The organism is Nonomuraea endophytica, assembly GCF_014203235.1.
Lineage (GTDB): Bacteria > Actinomycetota > Actinomycetes > Streptosporangiales > Streptosporangiaceae > Nonomuraea > Nonomuraea endophytica.
On record NZ_JACHIN010000020.1, the window covers coordinates 1 to 23,359 of the forward strand.

Sequence of the window (23,359 nt, forward strand, 5' to 3'; positions counted from 1 at the left end):
ACGTCTTCCGCGGCCTCATGCGCTGGGGCTTCAGCATGATCGCCATCGCCCCCCTGCTCACCTGGCTGATCTTCCTCGCACCCAACTGGTCCTGATGGCGGCCGCAGGCGGGAGCCGCCTGCGGCCGTTAGTTCTGGATCGACCATAAGGCCCATTTTCGACAGCTTTTTCGAAACTGTGTTCCCTTGAGGGTTGTGACTCCAGGTTCGGCTGGGGTACAACTGACCTGGATTTGCGCAAGTCGCACCCGGCTGAAGGCGGCGAGACCCGCCGTAGTCGGCCATGTCGCCCAGGAGTCCGCCGGAAGGCTTGCTCCGGCAACCCCCAAGGAGCCTCGTGCCGAGCTTGCTGCTGCCCATGTCCAGACATATCCCGTTTCTGGTGGCGCTGGTGCCTGCCATCGCCCTGCGGGGACTGGCGATACACGGCTACCCGCCAGCGCTGTTCTTCTGGGCGGACTCCTTCACCTATCTCAGGTCCGCGGCCGAACCCGTACCTGGAACGTTCCGGCCGCTCGGATACTCCTTGTTCCTGGCGGCGTTAAGCCCGGGGCAGAGCCTGGCGCTGGTCACGGCCGTCCAGCACCTGCTCGGCCTGGGCCTGGCGGTAGCGGCCTACGCGCTGCTGCGCCGGCACGGCCTGCCCGGCTGGGGCGCGACGCTGGCGGTCACGCCCCTGCTCTACGACGAGTTCCTGATCCTGCTGGAGCACATGATCATGGCGGACGCCCTGTTCACCGTGCTGGCCACGGGCGCGATCCTGGTGCTGCTGCGCCGGATCACGCCCGCGTCGGGGGCCTGCGCCGGACTGCTGCTCGCGCTGGCCACGCTCACCAGGACGATCGGCGCGGTCGTCCTGCTCCTCACCGCCGCCTATCTGCTGTGGCGCGGCCGGCACGCCGTCATCCCGCACCTGCTCGCCGCCGCCGCCCCACTCATCGCGTACGCCTGCTGGATGGCGGCCACCAGCGGCACCTTCGGACTGACCAAGTCCGAGGGCATCTTCCTCTGGTCGCGCACCATGAGCTTCGCCGACTGCTCGGTGATCAAGCCCGAGCCCCGGCTGGTGGTCCTGTGCCCCGGCCAGCCCGTCGGCGAGCGGCCTGCGGCGCCGTTCTGGCTGTGGCAGCCCGCCTCGCCCCTGTACAAGGTGCCGGGCGCGGACAGGAACGCCCTGGCCGGGCAGTTCGCCCGTACGGCACTCGCCGCCCAGCCCGGCGCCTACCTCGCGGCGGTCGGCAAGGACATGCGCTGGCTGCTGCGCTGGGAACGCACCACCGACAGAAGCGTCGCCGTCAGGAAGACCAACCCGTACTGGTTCCCGTTCGAGCCACGGCCGCTCAAGGACAGTGCGGCCGCCGCCTACGAGGGCGAACCGGTCAAGCCGCGCATCGCCGAGCCGTACGCCGGCCTGCTCCGCGTCTACCAGCGCTTCGGCTACCTGCCGATCCCGCTGCTGCTCGCACTGCTCGCCGGCACCCTGGCCACAGCGCTGATACGGCGCCGCCACGACGCCCTGCTGCCCGCCCTGGCGGCGACCGCGCTCATCCTGGCCCCGCTCTTCACCGCCGGTTTCGACGTGCGCTACGTCGTCCCGGCAATCCCGCTGGTCTGCGTCGCGGCCGGGCTCGCGGTGCTGCGGGGCGGTCAACCCCTGGGCGTCGCGGCTTGACCGGTCACCGGCCCAGGTCGTCCCACTCCTGGAGCAGGTGGGCCGTGGCCGCCGCGGGGGCCGTGAACGACCAGCGGCCCGGCGGCAGGTTCAGGGCGCAGCCCCCGTCGGCCAGGCGGGTGGTCGGCAGCTGCTCGTTGAGTCCCATCAGGAAGGTGCCGTTGACGGTCATCCCGTCCCAGGCGCCGCGCACGGGCAGCACCGCGCGGGCGGTCACGCCCTCCGGGACGGCGAACGTGAACTGGACCCCGTCGGGCCCGGCCCGCCAGCCCGACTCGACCGTCCCCGACGCGCTCTCGTAACGGGCGTGCGCCTCGCGCAGCAGCGGGACGGGGCCGGGGCGCAGCAGCAACTCACCGAAGCCGCCGCCCGTCCCGCGCGGGTCGTCGCCCAGGCCCGCCACGTGCCGGAACAGCCAGTCGCCCACGCAGCCGTAGGCGTAGTGGTTGAAGGAGTTCATGGCCGGCGTCTGCAGGCCGTGCCGGTGGTGCCAGGCGTCCCAGCGCTCCCACATGGTCGTCGCCCCGGCGCGGAGCTGGTAGCGCCAGGACGGGTAGCCCTCCTGGTTGAAGATCCGGCACGCCAGGTCGTGGTGGCCGGTCTCCGACATTACGGGCAGCAGCAGGGGGGTGCCGACGAAGCCGGTCATGAGCCGGTGCCCGTCGGCGCGTACCAGCTCGGCCAGGGCCTGCGCCGACGCGGCGCGGTCCTCGGGCGGGACCAGGTCCCAGGCGAGGGCGACGGCGTAGCCGGTCTGCGTTTCTGTGTGCAGCTTCGGCCCGTTGAGGAAGGCCTGCTGGAAGGCGCCGGACACGCGGGTGAACGCCTCGCCGTACTCCGGCGCGTGCGGTTCGCCGAGCACGTCGGCCACGTGCGCGACCAGGCGGAGGCTGCGGGCCAGGGCTGCGGTGGCGATGAGGCTCTTGGGCGTCTCGACCGTGCCGGGGGCCAGCCAGTCGCCCAGGGCTCTGCCGGGTCTGATGCCCCCTTCGGCCTGGGCCAGGCAGTAGTCGGCCCACCGGCGCATCGGGTCGTACGCGCGGCGCAGCGTGCGGTCGTCGCCATAGCGGCGCCACAGCAGCCACGGCACCTCGACCAGCGCGTCCGACCATACGGGGGAGTCGTATCCGTACTCGGGCAGGACCGGCGCGACGTGCGGGACCGCGCCGTCGGCCCGCTGCCCGTCGATCAGCGTCGTCACCCAGCCGGACAGGAACGCCTGCGTGTACCGCAGGAAGCTGAGCGTCGAGCCGAACACCGAGATGTCGGCCGTCCACCCGGCCCGCTCGTCGCGCTGCGGGCAGTCGGTCGGCACGCTCACCAGGTTGCCGTCCGCCGACGCGCCGATGTTGGCGACGAGCTGCCGGACGGCGGGATCGCTCACGGTCAGCGAGCCGGTGACGGTGAGCGCCGAGGACAGCAGCACCGCCTCCAGGTCGTCCGGCGTCAGCGTGCCCGGCCAGCCGGTGACCTCCGCGTAGCGGAATCCATGCAGAGTGAACGCGGGCTCCGCGACATGTGAGCCGGGGCCGAGGTCGAACTCGTCACGCTGGTCCGCGGTGCGCAGGTTGTCGGTGTAGAGCCGCCCGGTCGCGGTCAGCTCCTCCCCGTGCCGGACCACGATCCGCACCGGGCCGGGTGCGTCGACGCGTAGCCGTACCCGCCCGACGACGTTACGCCCGAAGTCGGCCACCTGGACGCCCGGCACGGGCTCGGTCACGGACACGGCGGCCACCGTGCCGATCACCCGCACCGGGGGAGCGGGGTCGGCCTCCACCAGGATCTCGGGGGCCGGGATCTCCGAGGCGGTGGTGACGTGCGGCGAAGGCGCCTGGACGGTCTCGCCCATCACCAGGTCGGCCCGTGGACGACCGAGATCACGCACGGTCCAGGTGGTGTCCGTGGCGGCCACGCGGCGAACCCCGCCGGAGTCCCGCACGAGCACCTGGGCGCTGGCGGCGGGCCGGTCGCCGTAGCGGCGCGGGCCGCCGCCGGCCACGTGACCCGCGTACCAGCCGGGAGCCAGCCACAGCTCCAGCTCGTTCTCACCGGGTACGAGCAGCTCCGTCAGCTCCAGCAGCCGGTAGCGCGTCCGGTGGCCGTAGTCGGTCCAGCCGGGAGCCAGTTCCTCATCGCCGAGCCGTACCCCGTTGAGCAGCGCCCGGTAGAGGCCGAGCGCGGTGACGGCCAGCCACGCGCGCCCGGACGGCCTGGTGAAGGACCCGCGCAGGCTCACGGCCGCTCGCGGGTCTCCCGCCAGCCACGGAGCGGTCCACTCTCCCCGCAGGCCCGTGGTGAACGCGCCGGTCGCGTGTCCTTCGACCTGCCAGGTGTACGGCATGAGCGGTTCCAGCAGCCCATCGGGCACGTCCACGAGATGTGACCCGGCGGACAGGACGGACCGCCACACCTCGCGCTCGCCGGCGGACACGGTGACCGCGGCCGCCTCGGGCAGCCGGGTGTCCCACGAGAGCCGGGGCTCCTCCACACCCACCGGATCCACCAGGCCACACGTCAGACCCGCCCGCGACCCGGGCGGAGCCGGACGGATGTAGGGCGTCTGCGCGCCCGAGACCCGAACCCCCGAGTTCTGGTTCACGCATCCAGCCCAGTCGTGAAGGCGTTGTGCAGATTGTCGACGTCGACGCCGGACAGGCTCGGCGCCATCACGTTGATCAGCAGGACGAAGCAGGCGTCCTGCTCCGGGTACATCCACCACTGGCACCCCGAGGCGCCGCCGTGCCCGTACAGCCGCCGCTCCAGCAGCCCGGGAGCCGCGTTGCGCAGGTTCCAGGTGAGGCCCCAGTCCTGTCCGGCGTTGACCGGGTCGGGCTGCAGCTTGACCAGGCCCGTCGTCTGCGGGGTCGTCATGGCGGCCAGGGTGGTCGGGTGGATCAGCTCGCGGTCGCCGCGCAGCAGCGCCCCGCCCAGCGCCAGGAGGTCTTCGGCGCGGGAGAACAACGCGCCCGCGGGGTGGCGGAGCCGTACGAACTTGTCGAAGTCGAAGCCGGGCCCGAGCAGCTCGATGCCGTGGACCTCAGCCGGGTCGCACGCCGGGTCGAACGTGATCCGCCCGCCGCCCGGCACCAGCGCGTTCAGGTCGGAGTCGATCACGTCGGCCAGGTCGCGGCCGGTGACGTCGCGGACCATCTCCGCGATCCCGGCGAAGCCCAGGTTGCAGTACTGGCTGAGCGTGCCCGCCTCGAACATCGACGGCGCGGTGACGAGGTGCTCCACCAGGCTGTCCGGCGTCAGCGTCTGCTCGGCGATGCCGCTGGTGTGGGTGAGCAGGTGCCACAGCGTCACGTCGGGCCGCGCGAAGTTCGGCAGCACGTCACGCAGCGGGCGGCGCAGCGACAGCAACCCGCGCTCGACCTGGCGCAGGGCGGCCAGCCCCGTCAGCGGCTTCGTCACCGAGAACAGCGCGAAGTGGTCGTCGGTCCTGGTCTCGCGGCCGTCGTGCTCGCCGAACGCCTCCAGCACCTGGATCCCGTCGGAGGTGGCGGCGCCGAACACCGCGCACGGTAGCCGCCCCGCCTTGATCTCGCGCCTGACCCAGTCGAGCGCGAAGTCGTGAGTGGTCATCCCTTGAGTGCACCTTCCGTAAGACCGGCCAGGACGCGCTTCTGCGCGACGACGTACACCGCCACGAGCGGCAGCGTGGTGAGCAGGACGTGGGCGAAGACGAGGTTCCAGTTCAGGCTCTGCAAGGTGCCGGAGGCGAACTGGAACAGGCTCAGCGGCAGCGTGGCGTTCGCGCTGCCCTGGAGCAGGAAGAGGGCGAAGAAGAAATCGTTCCAGACGTTGATGATCAGGATCACGCCGCCGACGAACAGCACGGGCCGCAGCAGGGGCAGCAGCACGCGGACGAAGACCTGCGGGCGGGAGGCGCCGTCGATGGCCGCGGCGTCCTCCAGGTCGCGGGGGAACGCCCGGACGAACCCGGTCGCCAGGAAGATCACGATGCCCAGGCGGCAGCCGGTCATCGTCAGCACGTAGCCGAGCGAGCCGCCGTCCAGCGACAGCGCGCGCAGCAGGTAGACGGTCGGGATGATCGACGGCGGCAGCAGGATCGACAACCCCATCACGAAGTACGCCGCCTGCAGCCACCGCGACCGGCTGCGCCCGAACGCCCACGCCGCCGCAGCGCCGAGGAGCACCACGGCCACCACGATCGGCACGGTCACCTTGAGGCTGTTGACCAGCCCCATCAGGTAGCCGCCCCGGTCGAGCACGATGCCGTAGTTCTCGGCGATCGCCCACGTCCTGGGCAGGCCGAGGCCCAGCTCGGCGGCCTCGCCCGCGGGTTTGAACGAGTTGACGACCACGAGCCAGATGGGCACGATCACCCACGGGATCGCGAAGAGCGTCAGCGCCGCGTACTTCACCAAGGCCTTCATCCCGTCACCTCCCTGCGCCGCAGCCACCACACCAGCGGCACGGCGGTGGCGATCACCAGCAGCGTCACGGTGAACCCGAGCGCGCTGGCCGAGCCGAAGAAGCCCTGCCCCCACTGCTGGCGCATCACCACGTTCAGCGCCCGCGTGTGGTCGCCGGGCCCGCCGCCGGTGGTCGCCGCGATCACGTCGTACGCGCTCAGCGCGCCCACCAGCGTGACCGCGACGTTGAAGGTCAGCGCCGGGGCGAGCATCGGGAACACCACCCGGCGGAACCGGGTCCACGGCCCGGCCCCGTCGACGGTCGCCGACTCCAGCAGCGACTTCGGGATGGAGTTGAGTCCCGCGATGTAGACGAGGGTGATCAGCCCGCTCCACTTCCACGCGTCGATGAACGCGACCACCACCAGCGCGGTGGCCGGTTCACCCAGCCAGGCCCACTCCAGGCCGAGGAAGGAGTTGACCGCCCCGTCGGGGGCGAGCAGCCCGCGCCAGATGTATCCGGCGGCCAGCGGCGAGATGAGCGTCGGCAGGAAGAACGCCGAGCGGAAGATGGTGTTGATCCGGCTGGTCCGCTGCAGGGCCAGGGCCAGCGAGAGGCTGACCGTGTTCTGGATCGCCATGCACAGGATCGCGTACACCACGGTCACGGTGACCGCGTTGGCCAGTAGGTCCTGGTCGATCAGCGTGCTGAAGTTCTCCAGCCCGTTCCAGGTGATCTCGGCGCGGAAGCTCGTCCAGGAGGAGAACGCGAACCTGACGTTGAGCAGGAACGGGGCGACGAAGAAGACCATGACCAGCACGATCGCCGGGAGGGCCCATGGCAGCCAGGCCGCCCTGTTCCGCATCACCATCCGGGCAGCCCTGCCGCCTTGGCCGCCTGCTCGACCTGGCCCTGCAGCTGCGTCGCCGCCTTCTGCGGATCCTTCTGCCCGGCGATCAGCTCGGACATGAGCTGGGCCAGCCCGCCCATGCCGGGGATGTCGGAGTTGAAGGCGATGACCGCGCCGGTGTCGTACGCCTTCTTGACGTCCTGCAGCACGGACGAGACGCCCTGCGGGTCGGGCACGTCCTTGAACACGGGGAAGGTCTTGGACGCGGTGATGTACTCGGCGTAGGCCGGGCCGGTCATGAAGCGGACGAAGTCGAGCGACGCCTTCTCGCGTGCCGCGTCACCGGTCTTGGGCAGGTAAAACGTTCCGATCGGGCCGGGCGCGTAGGTCACCAGCGGCTTGTCGCTCGACAGGCCGACGAAGCCGACGGACTCGTCCACGGTCTTCTGGTCGCCGCCCGCGGCCGCGAGGAGGGCCGGGAGCATGTCGGAGTGCTGGGCGACCATGGCGGCCTCGCCGGTCACCAGGGCCTTCATCGAGTCCTCGAACTTGGCGGTGACGATGTCCTTGTTGAAGCAGCCGTCGGACTTCAGCTTGGCGTAGGCGGTCAGGCCGGAGACGAAGGGGGAGCCGGCGTCGGCCAGCGTGCTGCTGTGTCCGGCGATGGCCTTGCCGTACGCGTTGGACTGGTTGGCGCCCGCCAGGTAGAGGATGGGCAGGATCTGCACCGGCCAGATCGACCCGCCCGACTCGAAGACCGGCGTGACCCCGGCGGCCTTGAGCTTGGGGCAGGCGGCGGCGAGCTCGGTGAAGTTCGCGGGCGGGGTCAGCCCGGCCTTGGTGAAGACCTTCTTGTTGTAGTAGAGGCCGAAGACCTGGGGGAAGCCGGTGATGGCGGCGTAGACCTTGCCGTTGACGGAACCGGCGGCCTGGTAGAGGTCGCCGGACCTGGCGATGTACGACTCGCCGGTCAGGTCGCGCAGGTTCTGGGCCGGGTTGAGCGCGAGCAGACCGCTCACCGTGGCGTGGTACTCCAGGATGTCCGGGCGTTCGCCGGTGGCCCACTTGGTCTGGGTGGTGTCCTCGAAGCCGTCGGACGGGATCGACACGAGCTCGATCTTGTGGCCGGACTGCTTCTCGAACTTCTTGTACATCTCCAGCAGCGGCGCCGGGTCCGCGCTGTTGTGCCAGAGGGTCAGTTTGACCTGACCGGTCCCCTCCGGCGCGGACGACCCGCAGCCGGAGAGTGACAGGGCGAGGACGGCGCCGAGTGCCGCGCCGAGCAGACGGGATGGTGCTCTCACGCCCGCCCTCCTGTTCATGTTGGATGGTCTTCGTGTAGAACGTTCTCCATTGGTAGGGCATGAGAGAATCGCCCGTCAAGAGGTAGACCTGAGTAGCGGTGGAGAGCTAGCCTCCGGTTTTAGAAATCGTTCTACGAAGAATCGACGAAGGACGGCGTGTGACGAGCGGACGGGTGACGATCGCCGATGTGGCCAGGCGGGCCGGGGTTTCCACGGCCGCCGTGTCCAAGGTGGTGCGCGGGGCCTACGGCGTGAGCGCGGAGATGCAGGCCAAGGTGACGCAGGCCATCGACGAGCTGGGCTACCGCCCGCACGCCGCGGCCCGCGCCCTGCGCGGACGCACCTACACCCTCGGCGTCATGCTCTCCGACACCCGCAACCCGTTCTTCCCCGACATCATCGAGGGCGTCACCGACCGGCTGGGCGACACCGAGTACCAGGTGCTGCTCGGCCCCGGCGGGATCGAGCCCAAGACGCAGGCCAGGATGACCGACGCCATGATCGACCGGAGCATGGACGGGCTCATCCTGATCTCGCCGGTCATGACGGACGCCGAGCTCACCGCCATCGCGACGGCCACCCCGGTCGTCGTGGTGGGCAGGCACGGCGGCGCCGCGGCCTACGACGCGGTCGTCGACGACGACGTGATGGGAGCCAGGCTCGTGGTCGACCACCTGGTCGGGCTCGGGCACACCCGGATCTCGCACATCACCCACCTGGAGCGGGCCCGCGCCCAGGGACTGCCGCACACGGTGCGCGCCGAAGGCTACCGCCAGGCGATGCGCGCCCACGGACTGGCCGACGACGTGCTGGCCACCTCCTTCACCGAGGTGGGCGGCTTCGAGGGCGCGCGGGAGCTGCTCGCCCGCGCCGACCGGCCCACGGCGATCTTCGCCGGGGCCGACATCGCGGCGCTCGGCGTGCTGCGCGCCGCCGACGAGGCGGGGCTGTCGGTGCCGGAGGACCTCTCCGTCGCCGGTTACGACAACATCGGCATCGCCTCGCTGAAGCGCATCTCGCTCACCAGCGTCGACCAGGACGGGCACGTGATCGGGGCGACCGCCGCGCGCCTGCTCGTCGAACGCATCGAGGGACGCACACGTTCGGTGACCTCGTCGGTGTCACCCACGCTGATCGTCCGCGGAACCACCGGGCGGCCTCGACCCTGAGAACCGGGCCGCATGTCGGGGGACTGCCGCGGCCCACGCATAAAAACGTTCCGGCCGTCACATGCCGTGCGTTAAAACGATTCAATGGAAGGACCCCCCACGTGAGACGACTCGCTCTCCTCGCCCTTCTCCTCCCGCTGGTCGCGCCGGCGCAACCGGCCAACGCCCAGACGTCAGCCGCCCTGGCCTGCCCGGTCAGGGTCGACCCCGCCGCGTTCGCCTCCGAAGCCCGCCTGAACACCCTGGCCGAACAGCAGGAGACATACGGCCCCAGGCCGACCGGCTCCTCCGCGCACGCCGACTACGTCGACTGGCTGGAGGACGAGATGGCGGCCATCCCCGGCCTCCAGTTCTCCTCCCTGCCCTACAACATCGACCGCTGGGACAGCCTCGGCACCGGCCTGACCGTCGGCGGCACGGCCGTGCAGGTCGCGGCCCCCGTGCCGTTCTCCTCCTCCACCGGCGCCGGCGGCGTCACGGCGCCGCTCGTCCACCTGGCCGCGGGCACGAACATCACCGCGGCCAACGCCGCCGGGAAGATCGTCGTCCGGGACCTGCCCTGGACCAACGTGCCCAACCTGCTCTTCTATCCGCTCGGCCTCGGCTACTCGATGTACGACCCGGGCATGACGATCAACCTGCTCGGCTCGGAGTCGATGGAGGCCCCGGCCGCGGCCGACGCCGACCTCAAGGCGGCCGCCGCCGCCGGCGCGCTGGGCGTGATCGAGGTCAGCCAGCTCCCGCACGCCCAGATCCAGGGCATGTACGCGCCCTACGAGGGCCTGCCGTACGGCCTGCCCGGCGCGTACGTCGGCGCCGACCAGGGCAAGCAGATCAAGGACGCGCTGGCCGCCGGGCAGCCGGTCCAGGCCAAGCTGACCGTGAACGCCGCCTGGACGCCGACGACCACCCGCACCCTGCTCGCGACGCTGCCCGGCGGAAGCGCACAGAAGATCGTGGTGGAGAGCCACACCGACGGCATGAGCCCGGTGTGGGACAACGGCCCGCTCACCATGATCGAGATGGCCCGCTACCTGTCGACGCTGCCGGTGGAGTGCCGTCCGCGCACCGTGCAGTTCGCGTTCGTGACCGGCCACCTCTACCAGCACCTGACCGGCCCCAACGTGCGCGAGGGCGGCGCCGGCCAGCTCGCCGCCCAGCTCGACGCCGAGTACGACCAGGGCGGGGTCTCCTCCGTCGTCGTGCTGGAGCACCTCGGCGCCAAGCGCTACGACGCCGTCGCCAGGCCGAACGGCCTGCCGGGCAAGCAGCTCGTCGCCAGCCCCAACCTCACCGAGCTGCTGATGGTCCCGGTCAGCGAGAGCACGCCGCTGCGTGAGCTGGTCAAGGGTCACATCCAGTACTGGGACGTGAAGCGCACCGCCGTCCTCAAGGGCCTGTCCGCGGCCGACCTCGGCACGGTTCCGCACCACTGCGGCTTCGGTGGCGAAGGCACGCCGTACAACCAGCACCTGCTGCCCGTCATCTCGCCGATCGCCGCGCCCAAGACGCTGTTCTCGCCGCAGTTCGGCGCCGAGGCGCTCGACATCCCGGCGATGCGCAAGGCGTCGCTCGCCTTCACCGACGTCGTGCTCGACCTCGGCCCGATGGCGCAGTCGGCGGTGGCGGGCGACGTGACCGCCATGCGCCAGCAGCGCGCCTCCGGCACGCCGGGGTGTGCGTGAGCATGGACAGGAGGACGCTCGTGCGTCGGCACACCATCGCCGACGCCGGGTGTCCGCTCACGGTGGGCAACGGGGAGTTCGCCTTCACCGCCGACGCCACCGGGCTGCAGACCTTCGCGCCGCTGGGCACGCAGGCGCAGTGGGGCTGGCACACGATGCCCAACCCCAAGGGCCACGTGCCGGAGGACGCGCTCACCGACTACGACGGCGTCGGTTATCCGGACCTTTATCCGGCCACCGAGGCGGGCGGCTGGCTGCACGTGAACCCGCACCGCCTGCATCTCGGGCGGATCGGCCTGGACGTCCGTGAGGGTGACACGCTGGGCCGTTCTGCTCAGACGCTCGACCTGTGGACCGGCCTGTTGTCCAGCTCGTTCGAGCTGGGCGGCCTGCCGTACGAGGTGGAGACGGTCTGTCACCCGGAGCGGGACCTGCTGGCCGTCCGCGTCGTGGGCGGCGCGGTGATCAGGATCGCCTTCCCCTACGCCAGCGACGGCTGGCACACCACCGCCGACTGGGACAAACCAGACAGACACACCACCACCTACACGCGGAACGGCTCCCGCTGCGACTTCGTCCGGATCCTGGACGAGGACCGCTACCACGTGGCCGCCGAGTGGGCGGGCCCGGCGCGGCTCACCTCGCCAGGACCTCACGTCTACCTGATCCGGAGCGAGGAGCTCGTCGTCGAGTTCTCCCCGCGTCCCGTCGGCGGCGCCCTCCCGTCCTTCTCCGAGGTACGCGCCGCCGCCGAGGAGCACTGGGAGAGGTTCTGGACCAGCGGGGGAGCGGTGAGCTTCGAGGGCAGCGCCGACCCTCGGGCGCCCGAGCTCGAACGCCGGGTCGTGCTCTCGCAGTACCTCACCGCGGTCAACTGCGCGGGCTCGATGCCGCCGCAGGAGACCGGGCTGGCGGTCAACTCCTGGAGCGGCAAGTTCCATCTGGAGATGCACTGGTGGCACGGCGCCCACTTCGCCCTGTGGGGCAGGCCGGAACTGCTGGAGCGCAGCCTGCCCTGGTATCGCGAGATCCTGCCGATGGCCAGGGCCACGGCCGCCCGGCAGGGGTTCCGCGGCGCCCGCTGGCCCAAGCAGGTGGGGCCGGAGGGCAGGGAGAGCCCGAGCGAGATCGGCGCCTTCATCGTCTGGCAGCAGCCGCACCTGATCTACTTCGCCGAGCTGCTCCGCCGGGCCCGCCCGGGGGCGCTGGAGGAGTACAAGGACCTGGTGTTCGAGACGGCCGAGTTCATGGCCTCCTTCGCGGGCGGCGGGCATCTGGGTCCGCCGCTGGTCCCGGCGCAGGAGTCGTACTTCGAGGCGCGGCGGGTGGTGCGCGATCCCACGTTCGAGCTGGCGTATTGGTGGTGGGGGCTGGAGACGGCCCAGCGGTGGCGGGGCCTGCTCGGGCTCGGGCCCGACCCGGAGTGGGCGCGGGTCATGGACGGCCTGGCCCGGCCGCCGGTCCGCGACGGCGTCTACGCGGCGATCGGCGTGGAGCCGTACACGATCAGGACCGACCACCCCTCGATGACCGGCGCGCTCGGGTTCGTGCCGCCCACTCCGCTGATCGACCCCGAGACCATGCGGGCCACCCTGCACGACGTGCTGGCCGACTGGGACCTGGACAGCACCTGGGGCTGGGACTATCCGATGCTCGCCATGTGCGCGGCCCGGCTCGGCGAGCCCGGCACCGCCGTGGACGCGCTGCTGATGGACGCCCCGAAGAACACCTACCTGGCCAGCGGCCACAACCACCAGTGGCCCGATCTGCTGCCCCTCTACCTGCCGGGCAACGGTGGCCTGCTGGCCGCCGTCGCCCACATGGCGGCGTCGGAGTGCTTCCCGGAAGGCTGGCGGGTTCAGGCGGAAGGGGTGGTCACGATGCTGTGAGCAGGACGACCGTGGAGTGGTAGAGGTCGCCGGCCGACGACGTCAGCGTGGCGACGCGGCCCGCGCGCACCTCCGAGGCGATGAACTCGGTGGTCCCGTAGACGATCAGGCGGGGCACCGCGGCGCGCAGCGGCGGCAGCGAGGGATCCTCCTGCCTGGCCCGCGCGGCCAGCGCCTCCAGCATGTCGAGGAAGGGCCGGTAGGCGGCCTCGCGCTGCTCGACGGCCCGCTCACCCGCCCTCGGCAACTCCACGAAGTACGCCTGCGCGTATTCCGGGCGCTCCTGCCACCACCGCAGGTAGGCGTTCATCCCCAGCCGGAGCGCCTCGCTCCAGCGGTCGCCCGCCTCCTCCGCGGCCGTGTAGATCGAGTCGATCATCTGGGGCAGGTCGCGCTCGCACACGGCGAGGAAGCACGCCTCCTTGTCGGCGAACTGGGCGTAGAAGGCGTTGCGCGAGACCCGCGCGGCGGCGATCACGTCCGGCACGCTCGTGGCGGCGTATCCACGCCTGGCGACGAGCCTCAGCATGGCCTCCACGAGGCGGTCCCGCTGGGAGTTGCGCACCGTGTCGGGGGAGAGTCCGTGCCGCCCCCGGGGGAGTGGACGGGCCGCCGGAACTTCCTTCTGTTCATCTCTTGACATCGCTCACCGATCGTACTTCCCTCTGTTGGGAGACGTTCACGTCTCCAAATAATCTACGAGGTGACCATGGAAAACTTCACCCGCCGGCAGGCGTTGCGGGCAGGGGCGCTCGGCCTCATGTCGGCCGGATTCCTGTCGTGGACGACCACCGAGGCCAACGCCGCCTCCGCCATCGAAACGATTTACAAGGCAGCGGGCCCGTGGCCGGTCGCCACCGGCACCTCGGGCGGTCACCGGCTCTACTACCCCTCGACCCTGGGCTCCGGCGGCGCCACCCACCCGATCGTCACCTGGGGCAACGGCTCCTGGGCCACCCCCGACAACTACCCGGGACTGCTCAACCACCTCGCCTCGTGGGGCTTCGCGGTCGTCGCCTCCACCGACACGACCACGGGCACCGGCGCCGAGATCCTCGCCGCCGCCCAGCACCTCGTCGGCCTCAACACCGACCCCGCCAGCGTCTTCCACGGCAAGCTGAACACCGCCCAGGTCGCCGCCGTCGGCCACTCCCAGGGCGCGGGCGGCTCCATCAACGCGGCCAACGACTCCGCCGGGCTGATCAAGACCGTCGTGCCGATCGCCGTGCCCGCGCAGTGGATGGCCAGCCCGGGAGACGAGTTCTCCGTCGCCGACCTTACCTGCCCGGTGCTCTTCCTCAGCGGTGCGAACGACTGGCTGATCTCCTCGGCCGCGACCGTCCAGGGCTACTACGACCAGGCCCCCGCCGGAGCGGGCAAGGCACTGCTCAAGGGCGCGGGCCACAACGACATCCAGAACACCGGCGGCGCCTTCCTCGGCTACCTGACCGCCTGGCTGAGATACCGCCTCCAGGCCGACACCCAGGCCCGCGGGGCGTTCGCCGGCGGCACCCCCGAGCTCCCCACCAACACCGCCTGGCAGAACCAGGCGCTCAAGAACCTCACCTAGGAGAACCACGATGGCGGATCTGACGCGGCGTGGGCTACTCGCCGCCGGCGCGCTCACCCTGCTCGCCGGATGCGGCGATGACCAGCCTCGGCAGCAGGCCGCGGACGGCAAGCCGCAGGGCACGGTCAACGTCTGGCTGCACGGCTCGCAGGACACCGGCCGGCAGTTCCAGGAGCTCGTGCACCGCTACATGGCCGACTTCCAGATCGACGTGAGGCTGCTCTACCTGCCCGTGGGCCAGCTCGACGCCAAACTGCTGACCGCCTTCAGCGGCGGCACCCCGCCCGACGTCTTCAAGATCGGCCACTGGAGCTTCCCCGCGCACGCCAAGAAGAAGCGGCTCGCGCCCGTCGACACCAAGGCGCTCCCGCTGCAGAACTACGAGCCGGGCACGACCGCCCCGCTCACCTACCAGAACGTGCCCTACGGCGTGCCCATCGACTTCAACCCCTGCATGCTCTACTACCGCAAGGACCGGTTCAAGGAGGCCGGGCTCGACCCCGACAAGCCCCCGTCCACCTGGGAAGAGGTCGCCGAGTACAGCGCGAAGCTCACCTCGAAGGACCGCAAACGCGTCGGCCTGCAGTGGCTCTACGGCGACCCGCAGTGGGCGCTCATGATGCTCACCGCCCTCATCCAGGGCCAGGGCGGCAAGTTCCCGTCGCTCGCCACCGAACACGGCATTAACGCCCTGACGTACATGTCGGGGATGGGCAACCCCAAGCTCTCCAACCCGCTGGGCGCGCTCGGCCTGTTCTACTCCGGCGAGGCGGCCATGGTCGTCAGCGGCGCCTTCCTCGGCCCCGCCCTGGAGAAGCTGGGCAAGGACAAACTCACCTTCGGCAAGCAGTACGGCGTCGCCCCCATGCCCACCTGGGCCGGCGGCCAGTCCGTCGTCCCCGCCTACACCTGGGGCTGGGGCGTGGCCAAGGACTCGCCCAACCAGTTCACCTCCTGGCACTTCGTCAACTACATGCAGGGCGCCCCGTCGGTGACCGCCAACCTCGACAACGGCATCATCATCCCGACCAAGGGCTGGCGCGAGGCAGGCCCGCGCGGCAAGTCGGAGATCATGAAGATCGTCGCCGACAGCCTCCCGCACGTCGACTTCGGCCCGATCATCCCCGGCACCCTCGAACTGGCGAAGGCCGCGGCCGGCGCCGTCGACTCCGTCGCCCACGGCAAGTCGACCCCGGACCAGGCCGCGGCGACCTTCGACTCCACCGTGCGACTGATCCAATGAGAACCCGGCCCCAGGCCACGGCGGGTGTCGCGCTGACCCTCCCGGTGGCCGTCTTCTTCGTCGTGTTCTGGCTCGTCCCGTTCCTGGCCGCCATCTATCTCAGCTTCACCGACTACGAGATGGCCGGGACACCCAACTGGATCGGCCTCGCCAACTACGAGCGCATGTTCGCCGACCCCGGCTTCCTCAACTCGGCGTGGATCACCGTCGTCTACACGGTCTGCACGGTCGTCCCGACGATCGTGCTGGCCCTGCTGGTGGCCGTGCCGCTGAGCAAGCCGGGACGGCTCAACCGCTGGCTCAGGGCGCTCGTCATGATCCCGGCCGTGATGCCGCTGGCCGCCACGTCCATGGTCTGGGTGATCATCTACTCCGACCGCGGCCTGGCCAATACCCTCCTCGGCCTGGTCGGGGTCGAGCCGCAGTCCTGGCTGACCAGCTCCGACCTGGCCATCTGGGCCCTGGTCGTGATGGTCGTCTGGAAGAGCATGGGCCTGTTCGTGATCATCCTGACCGCAGGGCTGCAGGCGCTGCCCGGCGAGGTGTACGAGGCCGCCGCCATCGACGGCTCGGGAGCGGTGACCACGTTCACCCGGATCACGATCCCGCTGCTGCGCAGGACCCTGCTGTTCGTCCTGGTCATCTCGGTGGCCGGATCGATGCAGGCGTTCGTGCCCGCGTTCCTGCTCACCGGCGGCGGGCCCGCCGACGCCACCCAGGTCCTGCCGTACTACATCTGGGCCAACGCCTTCCCCTACGAGCACATGGGCTACGCCGCCGCGATGGGCATGGTGCTGCTCGTCGCCATGGTGATCGTCTCGGCGCTGCAGTTCGGGTTCCTGAAGGGCGGCGACGAATGAGGATCCTGCGCGCCGCCTGGCTGATCGCCGCGGTCGGGACGATGCTGTTGCCGGTGTACGTCATGCTCGTCGTCGCCTCGGCGCCCGACGACACCGACCTGCGCGGGCTGGTCTTCAACGGCTTCCACCTGCCCGACAACATCGGGGTGCTGTTCGGCGAGGGCAACCTGCCCATCTACCTGCGCAACAGCCTCATCCTGTGCGTCGGCACCGGCCTCCTGGACGTGATCTTCTCGGCCGCCGCCGGATACGCGATGGCCCAGCTGTCCTTCCCCGGCCGCCGCGTCCTGTTCGCGCTGGTGGTCGGCACGCTCGCGCTCACCCCGATGGTGCTGGTCATCCCCGTCTTCCTCATCGTCAAGGAGTTCGGCTGGGTCAACACCTTCCAGGGCATGATGGTGCCCGGCATGATCAGCGCGTTCGGCGTCTTCCTGGTGCGGCAGTTCGCCCTCGGCATCCCGAAGGAGCTGCTGCTGGCCGCCCGGGTCGACGGCGCGGGGGAGTTCCGCATCTTCGCCCGCATCGCCGTGCCGCTGCTCAAGCCCGCGCTCATCACGCTGTTCCTGGTGCACTTCCTGGCGCAGTGGGACAACCTGCTGTGGCCCCTGATCGTGGCCAACGAGCAGGAGCTGTGGCCGTTGCCGGTGGGGCTGGCCAACTTCCAGAGCGAGGTCGGCGTCACCTATCACCTGACCACCACCGCGGCGCTGGTCACCGCCGTGCCACCGTTCATCCTGATGGTGGCGCTGCAGCGCTACTACGTGGCGGGGCTGACCTTCGGAGGGCTGAAACGATGATGGACTGGATTGAAACGATCGTTTCGCGGGGCATCAGGCGTCCCGGCTACCCGGCCGACGACTGGACCGCCGCGTGGGCCGCCAAGCGCTTCACGGAGTTCGGGCTGCATGACGTACGGCTGGAGCCGGTCGAACTGCCCGTCTGGCGGCCGGTCTCCGCCTCCTTGGAGGTGCGCCTGGACGCCGATCCGTCGAAGGTCGTGCGGGTGGCGGCGTCGGCGCTGCCGTACACCACACCGAAGGCGGTCGTGAGCGCGCCGGTCAGTCGTGAGGTCGTGCCGGGCGCGATCGTGGTGCCCGAGTACACCTTCACCGAACTGCCGCAGTCGTTGGTCAGGGAGCTGGCGACGGCCGTGCACGACCCCGAGGGCGTCTTCGACGAGCTGGTCCAGACGCTGCCGTTCCAGCTCGACTATCTCGACGTCATCCAGGGCGTCATGGACGGCGGCGCCGCCGCCTTCGCCGGAGCGCTGACCGGCGTGCCGTGGGAGACGCGCGACTACTACGTGCCCTACGACGCCGTGCACCGCGACATTCCGGCCGTCTGGCTGTCGGGCGGCGACGCGCGCCGGGTGCTCGACCTGGTCGACGAGGGCCCCTGCACCGGCACGCTCACCGTCGAGTCGGAGACCGGCCCGGCCGTCTCGCACAACGTGCTCGGCACCCTCCCCGGCCGCTCCGACCAGTGGGTGATCATCGGCTCGCACCACGACGCGCCCTGGGCCTCCGCCGTCGAGGACGCCACGGGGATCGCGCTGGTGCTGGCCGCCGCCCGGCACTGGGCCGGCGTGCCCGAGCGGGACCGGCCGCACAACCTGATCTTCCTGCTGACCGCAGGTCACATGGCGCACGCCGCGGGCACCCGGGCCTTCATCGAGACCCACCGCGACCTGCTGGGCGACGTCGTCCTGCAGCTTCACCTGGAGCACGCCGCCCGGCGGTGCGTGGTCGTGGACGGCGAGCTGATGCCCACCGACGACCCCGAACCCGGCTGGTGGTTCACCACCAGGAAGCCGGAGCTGGAGAGCCTGGTGGCGAGCGCCCTGGTCGCGGAGGACTTGAAACGTTCGTACGTGCTGCCGCCGGACGTGTTCTCCCCGATGCCGCCCACCGACGGGGCCTTCTTCCACCCGGAGGGGGTGCCGCTCGTGCACTTCCTGTCGGCTCCCATGTACCTGTTCGACTCGGCCGACACCCTCGACAAGGTGCACGAGGCCGGCCTTGAGCCGCTCACCAGGGCGGCGATCAGAATCGTCGAAGGGACCGCCGGATGGCGCCGGGCATGATCGTGCGAACCACCGCCGGGCTGGTCAAGGGCAAGGCCGAGGAGGGCGTTCTGGCCTTCCTCGGCGTGCCGTACGCGGCCCCGCCCTTCGGCGAGCACCGCTTCGGCGCGCCCGCCCCCACCCCTCCCTGGCAGGGTGTACGGCCGGCCGTCACCCACGGCCCCGCCGCCCCGCAGGCGGCCGGAGAGGACATCGGCCTGTACGCGCCCGACGTCTTCGAGACCGGCGAGGACTGTCTCAACCTCGACATCCGCACCCCCTCGCTCGATGGAGCGGGTCTGCCCGTCCTGGTCTGGATCCACGGCGGCGCGTTCTCCATCGGCGGCAACGGCGCGGCCTGGCACCAGGGTCACCGCTTCGCCCGCGACGGCGTCGTCTGCGTGGCGATCAACTACCGGCTCGGCTTCGAGGGCTTCCTGGCCCTGGAGGACGCCCCGCTCAACCGGGGCGTCCTGGACTGGCTGGCCGCGCTGGAGTGGGTGCGCGACAACATCGCGGCCTTCGGCGGTGACCCGGGCAACGTGACGATCGCCGGCCAGTCGGCGGGCGCCGCCGCGGTGGCCACCCTGCTGACGATGCCCCGCGCGGAAGGGCTGTTCCGGCGCGCGATCGTGATGAGTGGCTCGGCCAGTCTGGTCGCCACCGAGCAGGAGGCACGCGACTACGCCAAGGAACTCGCCACCCGGCTCGGAATCGAGCCGACCAGATCCGCCTTCGCCCGGCTGTCGCCTTCGGAGCTCGTCGCCGAACAGCCGCCGCCGCTGGCCGGCGACTCCGGCGGGCTGAACGCGTCGGTGCCGATCAAGCCGGTGATCGACGGCGACCTGATCCCGGCCGTCCCGCTGGCCGCCCTGGGCGCGACCGCTCACGTTCCGCTGCTCGTCGGCTGCACCTCGCAGGAGGCCGACGTGTTCGTCCGCCGCATGGCCGCCGACGTCGACGAGGCATCGGCGCGGGCTCTGCTCGACCACCTCGGCGTCCAGATCGACGAGCCCGGCCTCACCCCCGCCGAGCGCGTCGGACGCGCCTTCACCCAGCACCTGTTCACCCGCGAGACCCGCTGGATCCGCGAGGCCAGGCCCGCCTACGCCTACGAGTTCCGGTGGGAGTCGCCGGTCGAGAGCCCGGTCGGCGGCGGCCGCGTGGGCGCGGTGCACAACCTCGACCTGCCCTTCGTCTTCGACGTGCTCGACGCGCCCGGCGTCGAGCGCACCGCGGGGCCGGACGCGCCGCAGGACCTGGCCGACGCGATGCACGCCGCGTGGGTCCGCTTCGCCCGCACCGGCGATCCAGGCTGGCCACTTGATCATCTACGGAGGTTCTGACATGCAGTCCTACTCGAGCGCGGTCGCGCCGGCCCCGCTGCTGGGCGAGACCATCGGCGGCAACTTCGAGCGTACGGTGGCCCGCTTCGGTGGCCGCGAAGCCTTGGTGGAGGTGCCCACGGGCCGCCGCTGGACCTACGCCGAGCTGGACGCCGCCGTGAACCGGCTGGCCCGCGCCCTCCTGGCCTCCGGCATCGCCAAGGGCGACCGGATCGGCATCTGGGCGCCCAACTGCGCCGAATGGGTGATCGTCCAGTACGCCACCGCGAAGATCGGCGCGATCCTGGTCAACGTCAACCCCGCCTACCGAGGCCACGAGCTCGACCACGTCGTCAGGCAGTCGGGACTGCGCCTGCTCATCAGCGCGCTCACGCACAAGGGCAGCGACTACCGCGCGATGGTCGAGGAGATCGGGTTCGCCGACGTCGTCTACCTCGGCGAGCCCGGCTGGGACCGGCTGCTGGAGCTGACCGTCCCCGAGGAGCGGCTGCGCGAGCGCATGGCGTCGCTGAGCCCGGACGACGCGATCAACATCCAGTACACCTCCGGCACGACCGGCTTCCCCAAGGGCGCCACGCTCTCGCACCACAACATCCTCAACAACGGCTTCTTCGTCGGCGAGGGACTCGGCTACACCGAGGATGACCGGATCTGCCTGCCCGTGCCCTTCTACCACTGCTTCGGCATGGTCATGGGCAACCTCGGCGCCACCTCCCACGGCGCGTGCGTGGTCATCCCGGCGCCCGGCTTCGACCCCGAGTTGACGCTGCGGGCCGTACAGGAAGAACGATGCACTTCCCTGTACGGCGTGCCGACCATGTTCATCGCCGAACTGGAGATCGCCGCCCGGTTCGACCTGACCAGCCTGCGCACCGGCATCATGGCGGGCTCGCCCTGCCCCGTCGAGGTGATGAAGCGCGTCGTCACCGAGATGAACATGGCCGAGGTCGCCATCTGCTACGGCATGACCGAGACCTCGCCCGTCTCCACCATGACCAGGTCCGACGACAGCCTGGAGCGCCGCACCGAGACCGTCGGCCAGGTGATGCCGCACGTCGAGGTCAAGATCACGCATCCGGAGACCGGGCTGACCGTGCCACGCGGCGAACCCGGCGAGCTGTGCACCCGCGGCTACTCGGTGATGCTCGGCTACTGGAACGAGCCCTCGAAGACGTCCGAGGCGATCGACGCCGCCCGCTGGATGCACACCGGCGACCTGGCCACCATGGACGCCGACGGCTACGTGAACGTGGTCGGCCGGATCAAGGACATGGTCATCCGCGGCGGCGAGAACATCTACCCGCGCGAGGTCGAGGAGTTCCTCTACCGCCACCCCGACATCACCGACGTGCAGGTGGTCGGCGTGCCCGACACGAAGTACGGCGAGGAGCTCATGGCCTGGATCGTCGTCCGCCAGGGCGCCGCCCCCTTGACCGCCGAGGCCGTCAGGGAGTTCTGCGCGGGAAAGCTCGCCCACTACAAGATCCCGCGTTACGTCCACGTCGTCGACGGATTCCCGATGACGGTCACCGGCAAGATCCGCAAGGTCGAAATGCGTGAGGAGGGCGTGCGCCTGCTCGGACTCTGAACGTGAAGGCGTGGGCTTTTGCGTATGCGCGCATCGGTTATTGCTGACAATTCGGTTTTATCGGGATATAAGAACCTTGAACGCATAGACGCCGAATGCCAGGGGGCATGATGCGCAAGGTTCTGGCCGCTATCTCCATCCTCCTCTTATCCATCTGGACGTCAGCCCAGCCCGCCCACGCCGCTGATGACACGGGAGCAATCAGCGGCAAGATCATGACAGCCGAAGGGGAGCCCGCCCGGTTCGCCTGGGTGGCTCTGACGGACGCCGCGACCGGCATCGGTCTGGGCGAGGTCTTCACCGAGCTCGACGGCACCTACACCCATCCGAACGTCCGCCCGGGCATCTACAAGCTCCAGATCAACTACAACAACCGCTATCAATGGGTACCCCAGAAGGTCACCTATGAGGACGGCGCCGTCTTCACCGTCACGGCGGGGGCCACCACCGTGGTGGACGAGACGCTGCTGCCCGGTGCGGTGCTGAACGTCAAGCTCGTCGACGCGAGGTCGGGACGGCCGGTGAGCGCGGCCTGCGCCGCCGTCCACATCGACAAGAAGTGCGACCAGGCGGGCGGGCTGTTCACCTTCACCGGCCTTCCCGGTGGCGAGCACGACGTCGACGTGAACGCCCCCGACGGGCTGCACCGTTCGGTGTCCCAGCGTGTCACCACCGTCCTCGGCCAGACCACCGACGTCGAGATCCGCCTGACCCCGTCGGCGGCGATCACCACGGTGGTGCGCGATCGGGCGACGGGAAGCCCGGTTCAGGGCGTGTGCGTCATCGCCCTGCCTCGTTACTTCGGTGACGTCCGCTACGAGGACTGCAAGTACCGGAGCGCCGCCGACGGCAAGGTGGTCGTGGGCCAGCTCGACAGCGGCACCTACTCCTTGCTCGCCGTGCCGGGCTGGGGCCACGGCATCCAGTGGGTCGGACCCTCTGGCGGCACCGGCAGCCAGTACCGCGCTCAGCAACTCAGGGCGGTGGTCGGAGCGGCCACACCGGCGAGCCAGATCCGGCTGGACCCGGCCGGGTCCGTCACCGGCACCATCACCGACGCCGATACGGGCGAGCCCATCAGGTACGGCAACGCGTGCGCGACCATCCTCCCCATCCGCACGGGACAGAGCGGCGTCGGCGGAGCATCGTGCACCACTCCCGAGGGCACGTTCGTGCTCAACGGGCTGGGCCCGTACGCGTGGCCGATCCAGTACACGGCCACGCTCTATCCCAAGTACTACGCCTGGGAATGGTCGGGCGGCGCCGCCGACCGGCGCTCGGCTGACCCGGTCAAGGTCACGTCCGGCCAGGCCGCGACCGCGAACGCCGCGCTGAGGAGCGGCGGCACCCTGACCGGCCGCACGCTGAACAAGGACGGCACCGTCTACTCCGGATTCCTCGACCTGTGGAGCTACAACGCGCGCACCGGCGATGTCGCGGGCCCGGCCGAGTACGGCCACGCCGGCGCCTACACCCTGCGCGGGCTGGCGAGCCAGCACATGAAGATCAAGCTCTGGGCGGCCGGCCACGGCTACCGCTGGCACGAGGACGCCGCGACCTTCGAGAAGGCCGACCCGGTCCGCGTCACCCGGGGCCGCGACCGCACGCTCGACATCACCCTCCCGTCCCCGTCCTGACCTTCCCTCCAGTACGGCTCCCGCCGGGGAAGGCGGGAGCCGTACTGCGTTGTGCCGGGAACGTCCCGATCGGCCGGGCGGGGACGGGTCCCGGAACGGACGGTG

Annotated in this window: 18 protein-coding genes; 12 read left to right on the forward strand and 6 right to left on the reverse strand. The window is 70.6% G+C overall.

Annotated elements, in window-relative coordinates; all coding sequences use genetic code 11:
• Positions 1-357: 357 nt before the first annotated feature.
• Positions 358-1,671 (forward strand): hypothetical protein, encoded by a 1,314-nt coding sequence (locus HNR40_RS46485; protein ID WP_184973430.1) that lies wholly within the window; start codon positions 358-360, stop codon positions 1,669-1,671.
• A gap of 4 nt (positions 1,672-1,675) precedes the next feature.
• Here HNR40_RS46485 and HNR40_RS46490 read toward each other — a convergent pair whose 3' ends face one another.
• From HNR40_RS46490 to HNR40_RS46510, 5 genes are all read right to left on the reverse strand, one after another.
• Complete coding sequence (locus HNR40_RS46490; protein WP_184973432.1) at positions 1,676-4,174, reverse strand: family 78 glycoside hydrolase catalytic domain; 2,499 nt, start codon at positions 4,172-4,174, stop codon at positions 1,676-1,678.
• 92 nt (positions 4,175-4,266) lie between these two features.
• Positions 4,267-5,256 (reverse strand): serine hydrolase domain-containing protein, encoded by a 990-nt coding sequence (locus HNR40_RS46495; RefSeq protein ID WP_184973434.1) that lies wholly within the window; start codon positions 5,254-5,256, stop codon positions 4,267-4,269.
• A complete protein-coding gene (locus tag HNR40_RS46500) occupies positions 5,253-6,071 on the reverse strand; it encodes a carbohydrate ABC transporter permease (protein WP_184973436.1) in 819 nt (272 codons plus the stop codon). Before HNR40_RS46500 ends, HNR40_RS46495 begins: the two co-directional genes overlap by 4 nt.
• Positions 6,068-6,916 carry a carbohydrate ABC transporter permease gene (locus HNR40_RS46505; RefSeq protein ID WP_246510649.1) on the reverse strand — a complete coding sequence of 283 codons (849 nt, stop codon included), beginning with the start codon at positions 6,914-6,916 and terminating at the stop codon, positions 6,068-6,070. Before HNR40_RS46505 ends, HNR40_RS46500 begins: the two co-directional genes overlap by 4 nt.
• On the reverse strand, positions 6,916-8,205 hold the full coding sequence (locus tag HNR40_RS46510) for an ABC transporter substrate-binding protein (protein ID WP_184973440.1): 1,290 nt from the start codon (positions 8,203-8,205) through the stop codon (positions 6,916-6,918). Before HNR40_RS46510 ends, HNR40_RS46505 begins: the two co-directional genes overlap by 1 nt.
• A 158-nt stretch (positions 8,206-8,363) precedes the next feature.
• On the opposite strand from HNR40_RS46510, the gene HNR40_RS46515 reads away from it, so the two are divergent.
• The 3 genes from HNR40_RS46515 (at position 8,364) to HNR40_RS46525 (ending at position 12,948) form a co-directional block, all read left to right on the forward strand.
• On the forward strand, positions 8,364-9,374 hold the full coding sequence (locus tag HNR40_RS46515) for a LacI family DNA-binding transcriptional regulator (RefSeq protein WP_184973442.1): 1,011 nt from the start codon (positions 8,364-8,366) through the stop codon (positions 9,372-9,374).
• A 101-nt stretch (positions 9,375-9,475) separates the two neighbouring features.
• Positions 9,476-11,059, forward strand: coding sequence for a zinc-binding metallopeptidase family protein (locus tag HNR40_RS46520; protein WP_184973443.1), 1,584 nt, complete (start codon positions 9,476-9,478; stop codon positions 11,057-11,059).
• 20 nt (positions 11,060-11,079) lie between these two features.
• Positions 11,080-12,948, forward strand: a complete 1,869-nt coding sequence (locus tag HNR40_RS46525; RefSeq protein ID WP_221341666.1) for a hypothetical protein — start codon at positions 11,080-11,082, stop codon at positions 12,946-12,948.
• On the opposite strand, the gene HNR40_RS46530 is transcribed toward HNR40_RS46525, so the two are convergent.
• Complete coding sequence (locus HNR40_RS46530; protein ID WP_184973447.1) at positions 12,935-13,591, reverse strand: TetR/AcrR family transcriptional regulator; 657 nt, start codon at positions 13,589-13,591, stop codon at positions 12,935-12,937. The two genes, HNR40_RS46525 and HNR40_RS46530, sit on opposite strands and share 14 nt — an antisense overlap.
• Before the next feature lie 66 nt (positions 13,592-13,657).
• On the opposite strand from HNR40_RS46530, the gene HNR40_RS46535 reads away from it, so the two are divergent.
• The 8 genes from HNR40_RS46535 (at position 13,658) to HNR40_RS46570 (ending at position 23,254) form a co-directional block, all read left to right on the forward strand.
• Positions 13,658-14,518, forward strand: a complete 861-nt coding sequence (locus tag HNR40_RS46535) for a poly(ethylene terephthalate) hydrolase family protein (RefSeq protein WP_184973711.1) — start codon at positions 13,658-13,660, stop codon at positions 14,516-14,518.
• Positions 14,519-14,528: 10 nt separating this feature from the next.
• Positions 14,529-15,761, forward strand: a complete 1,233-nt coding sequence (locus tag HNR40_RS46540) for an ABC transporter substrate-binding protein (RefSeq protein ID WP_184973449.1) — start codon at positions 14,529-14,531, stop codon at positions 15,759-15,761.
• A complete protein-coding gene (locus HNR40_RS46545; protein WP_184973451.1) occupies positions 15,758-16,621 on the forward strand; it encodes a carbohydrate ABC transporter permease in 864 nt (287 codons plus the stop codon). Before HNR40_RS46540 ends, HNR40_RS46545 begins: the two co-directional genes overlap by 4 nt.
• Positions 16,618-17,418 (forward strand): carbohydrate ABC transporter permease, encoded by an 801-nt coding sequence (locus HNR40_RS46550; protein WP_184973453.1) that lies wholly within the window; start codon positions 16,618-16,620, stop codon positions 17,416-17,418. Before HNR40_RS46545 ends, HNR40_RS46550 begins: the two co-directional genes overlap by 4 nt.
• Entirely contained in the window at positions 17,415-18,704 is a 1,290-nt protein-coding gene (locus tag HNR40_RS46555; RefSeq protein WP_184973455.1) for a M28 family metallopeptidase, read from the forward strand. Before HNR40_RS46550 ends, HNR40_RS46555 begins: the two co-directional genes overlap by 4 nt.
• A complete protein-coding gene (locus HNR40_RS46560; RefSeq protein ID WP_221341667.1) occupies positions 18,701-20,029 on the forward strand; it encodes a carboxylesterase/lipase family protein in 1,329 nt (442 codons plus the stop codon). Before HNR40_RS46555 ends, HNR40_RS46560 begins: the two co-directional genes overlap by 4 nt.
• Before the next feature lies 1 nt (position 20,030).
• Positions 20,031-21,617, forward strand: coding sequence for an AMP-binding protein (locus HNR40_RS46565; RefSeq protein ID WP_184973458.1), 1,587 nt, complete (start codon positions 20,031-20,033; stop codon positions 21,615-21,617).
• Positions 21,618-21,832: 215 nt separating this feature from the next.
• Positions 21,833-23,254: an MSCRAMM family protein gene (locus HNR40_RS46570; RefSeq protein WP_184973460.1), complete on the forward strand. Its 1,422-nt coding sequence runs from the start codon at positions 21,833-21,835 to the stop codon at positions 23,252-23,254.
• The last annotated feature ends 105 nt before the right edge of the window (positions 23,255-23,359 follow it).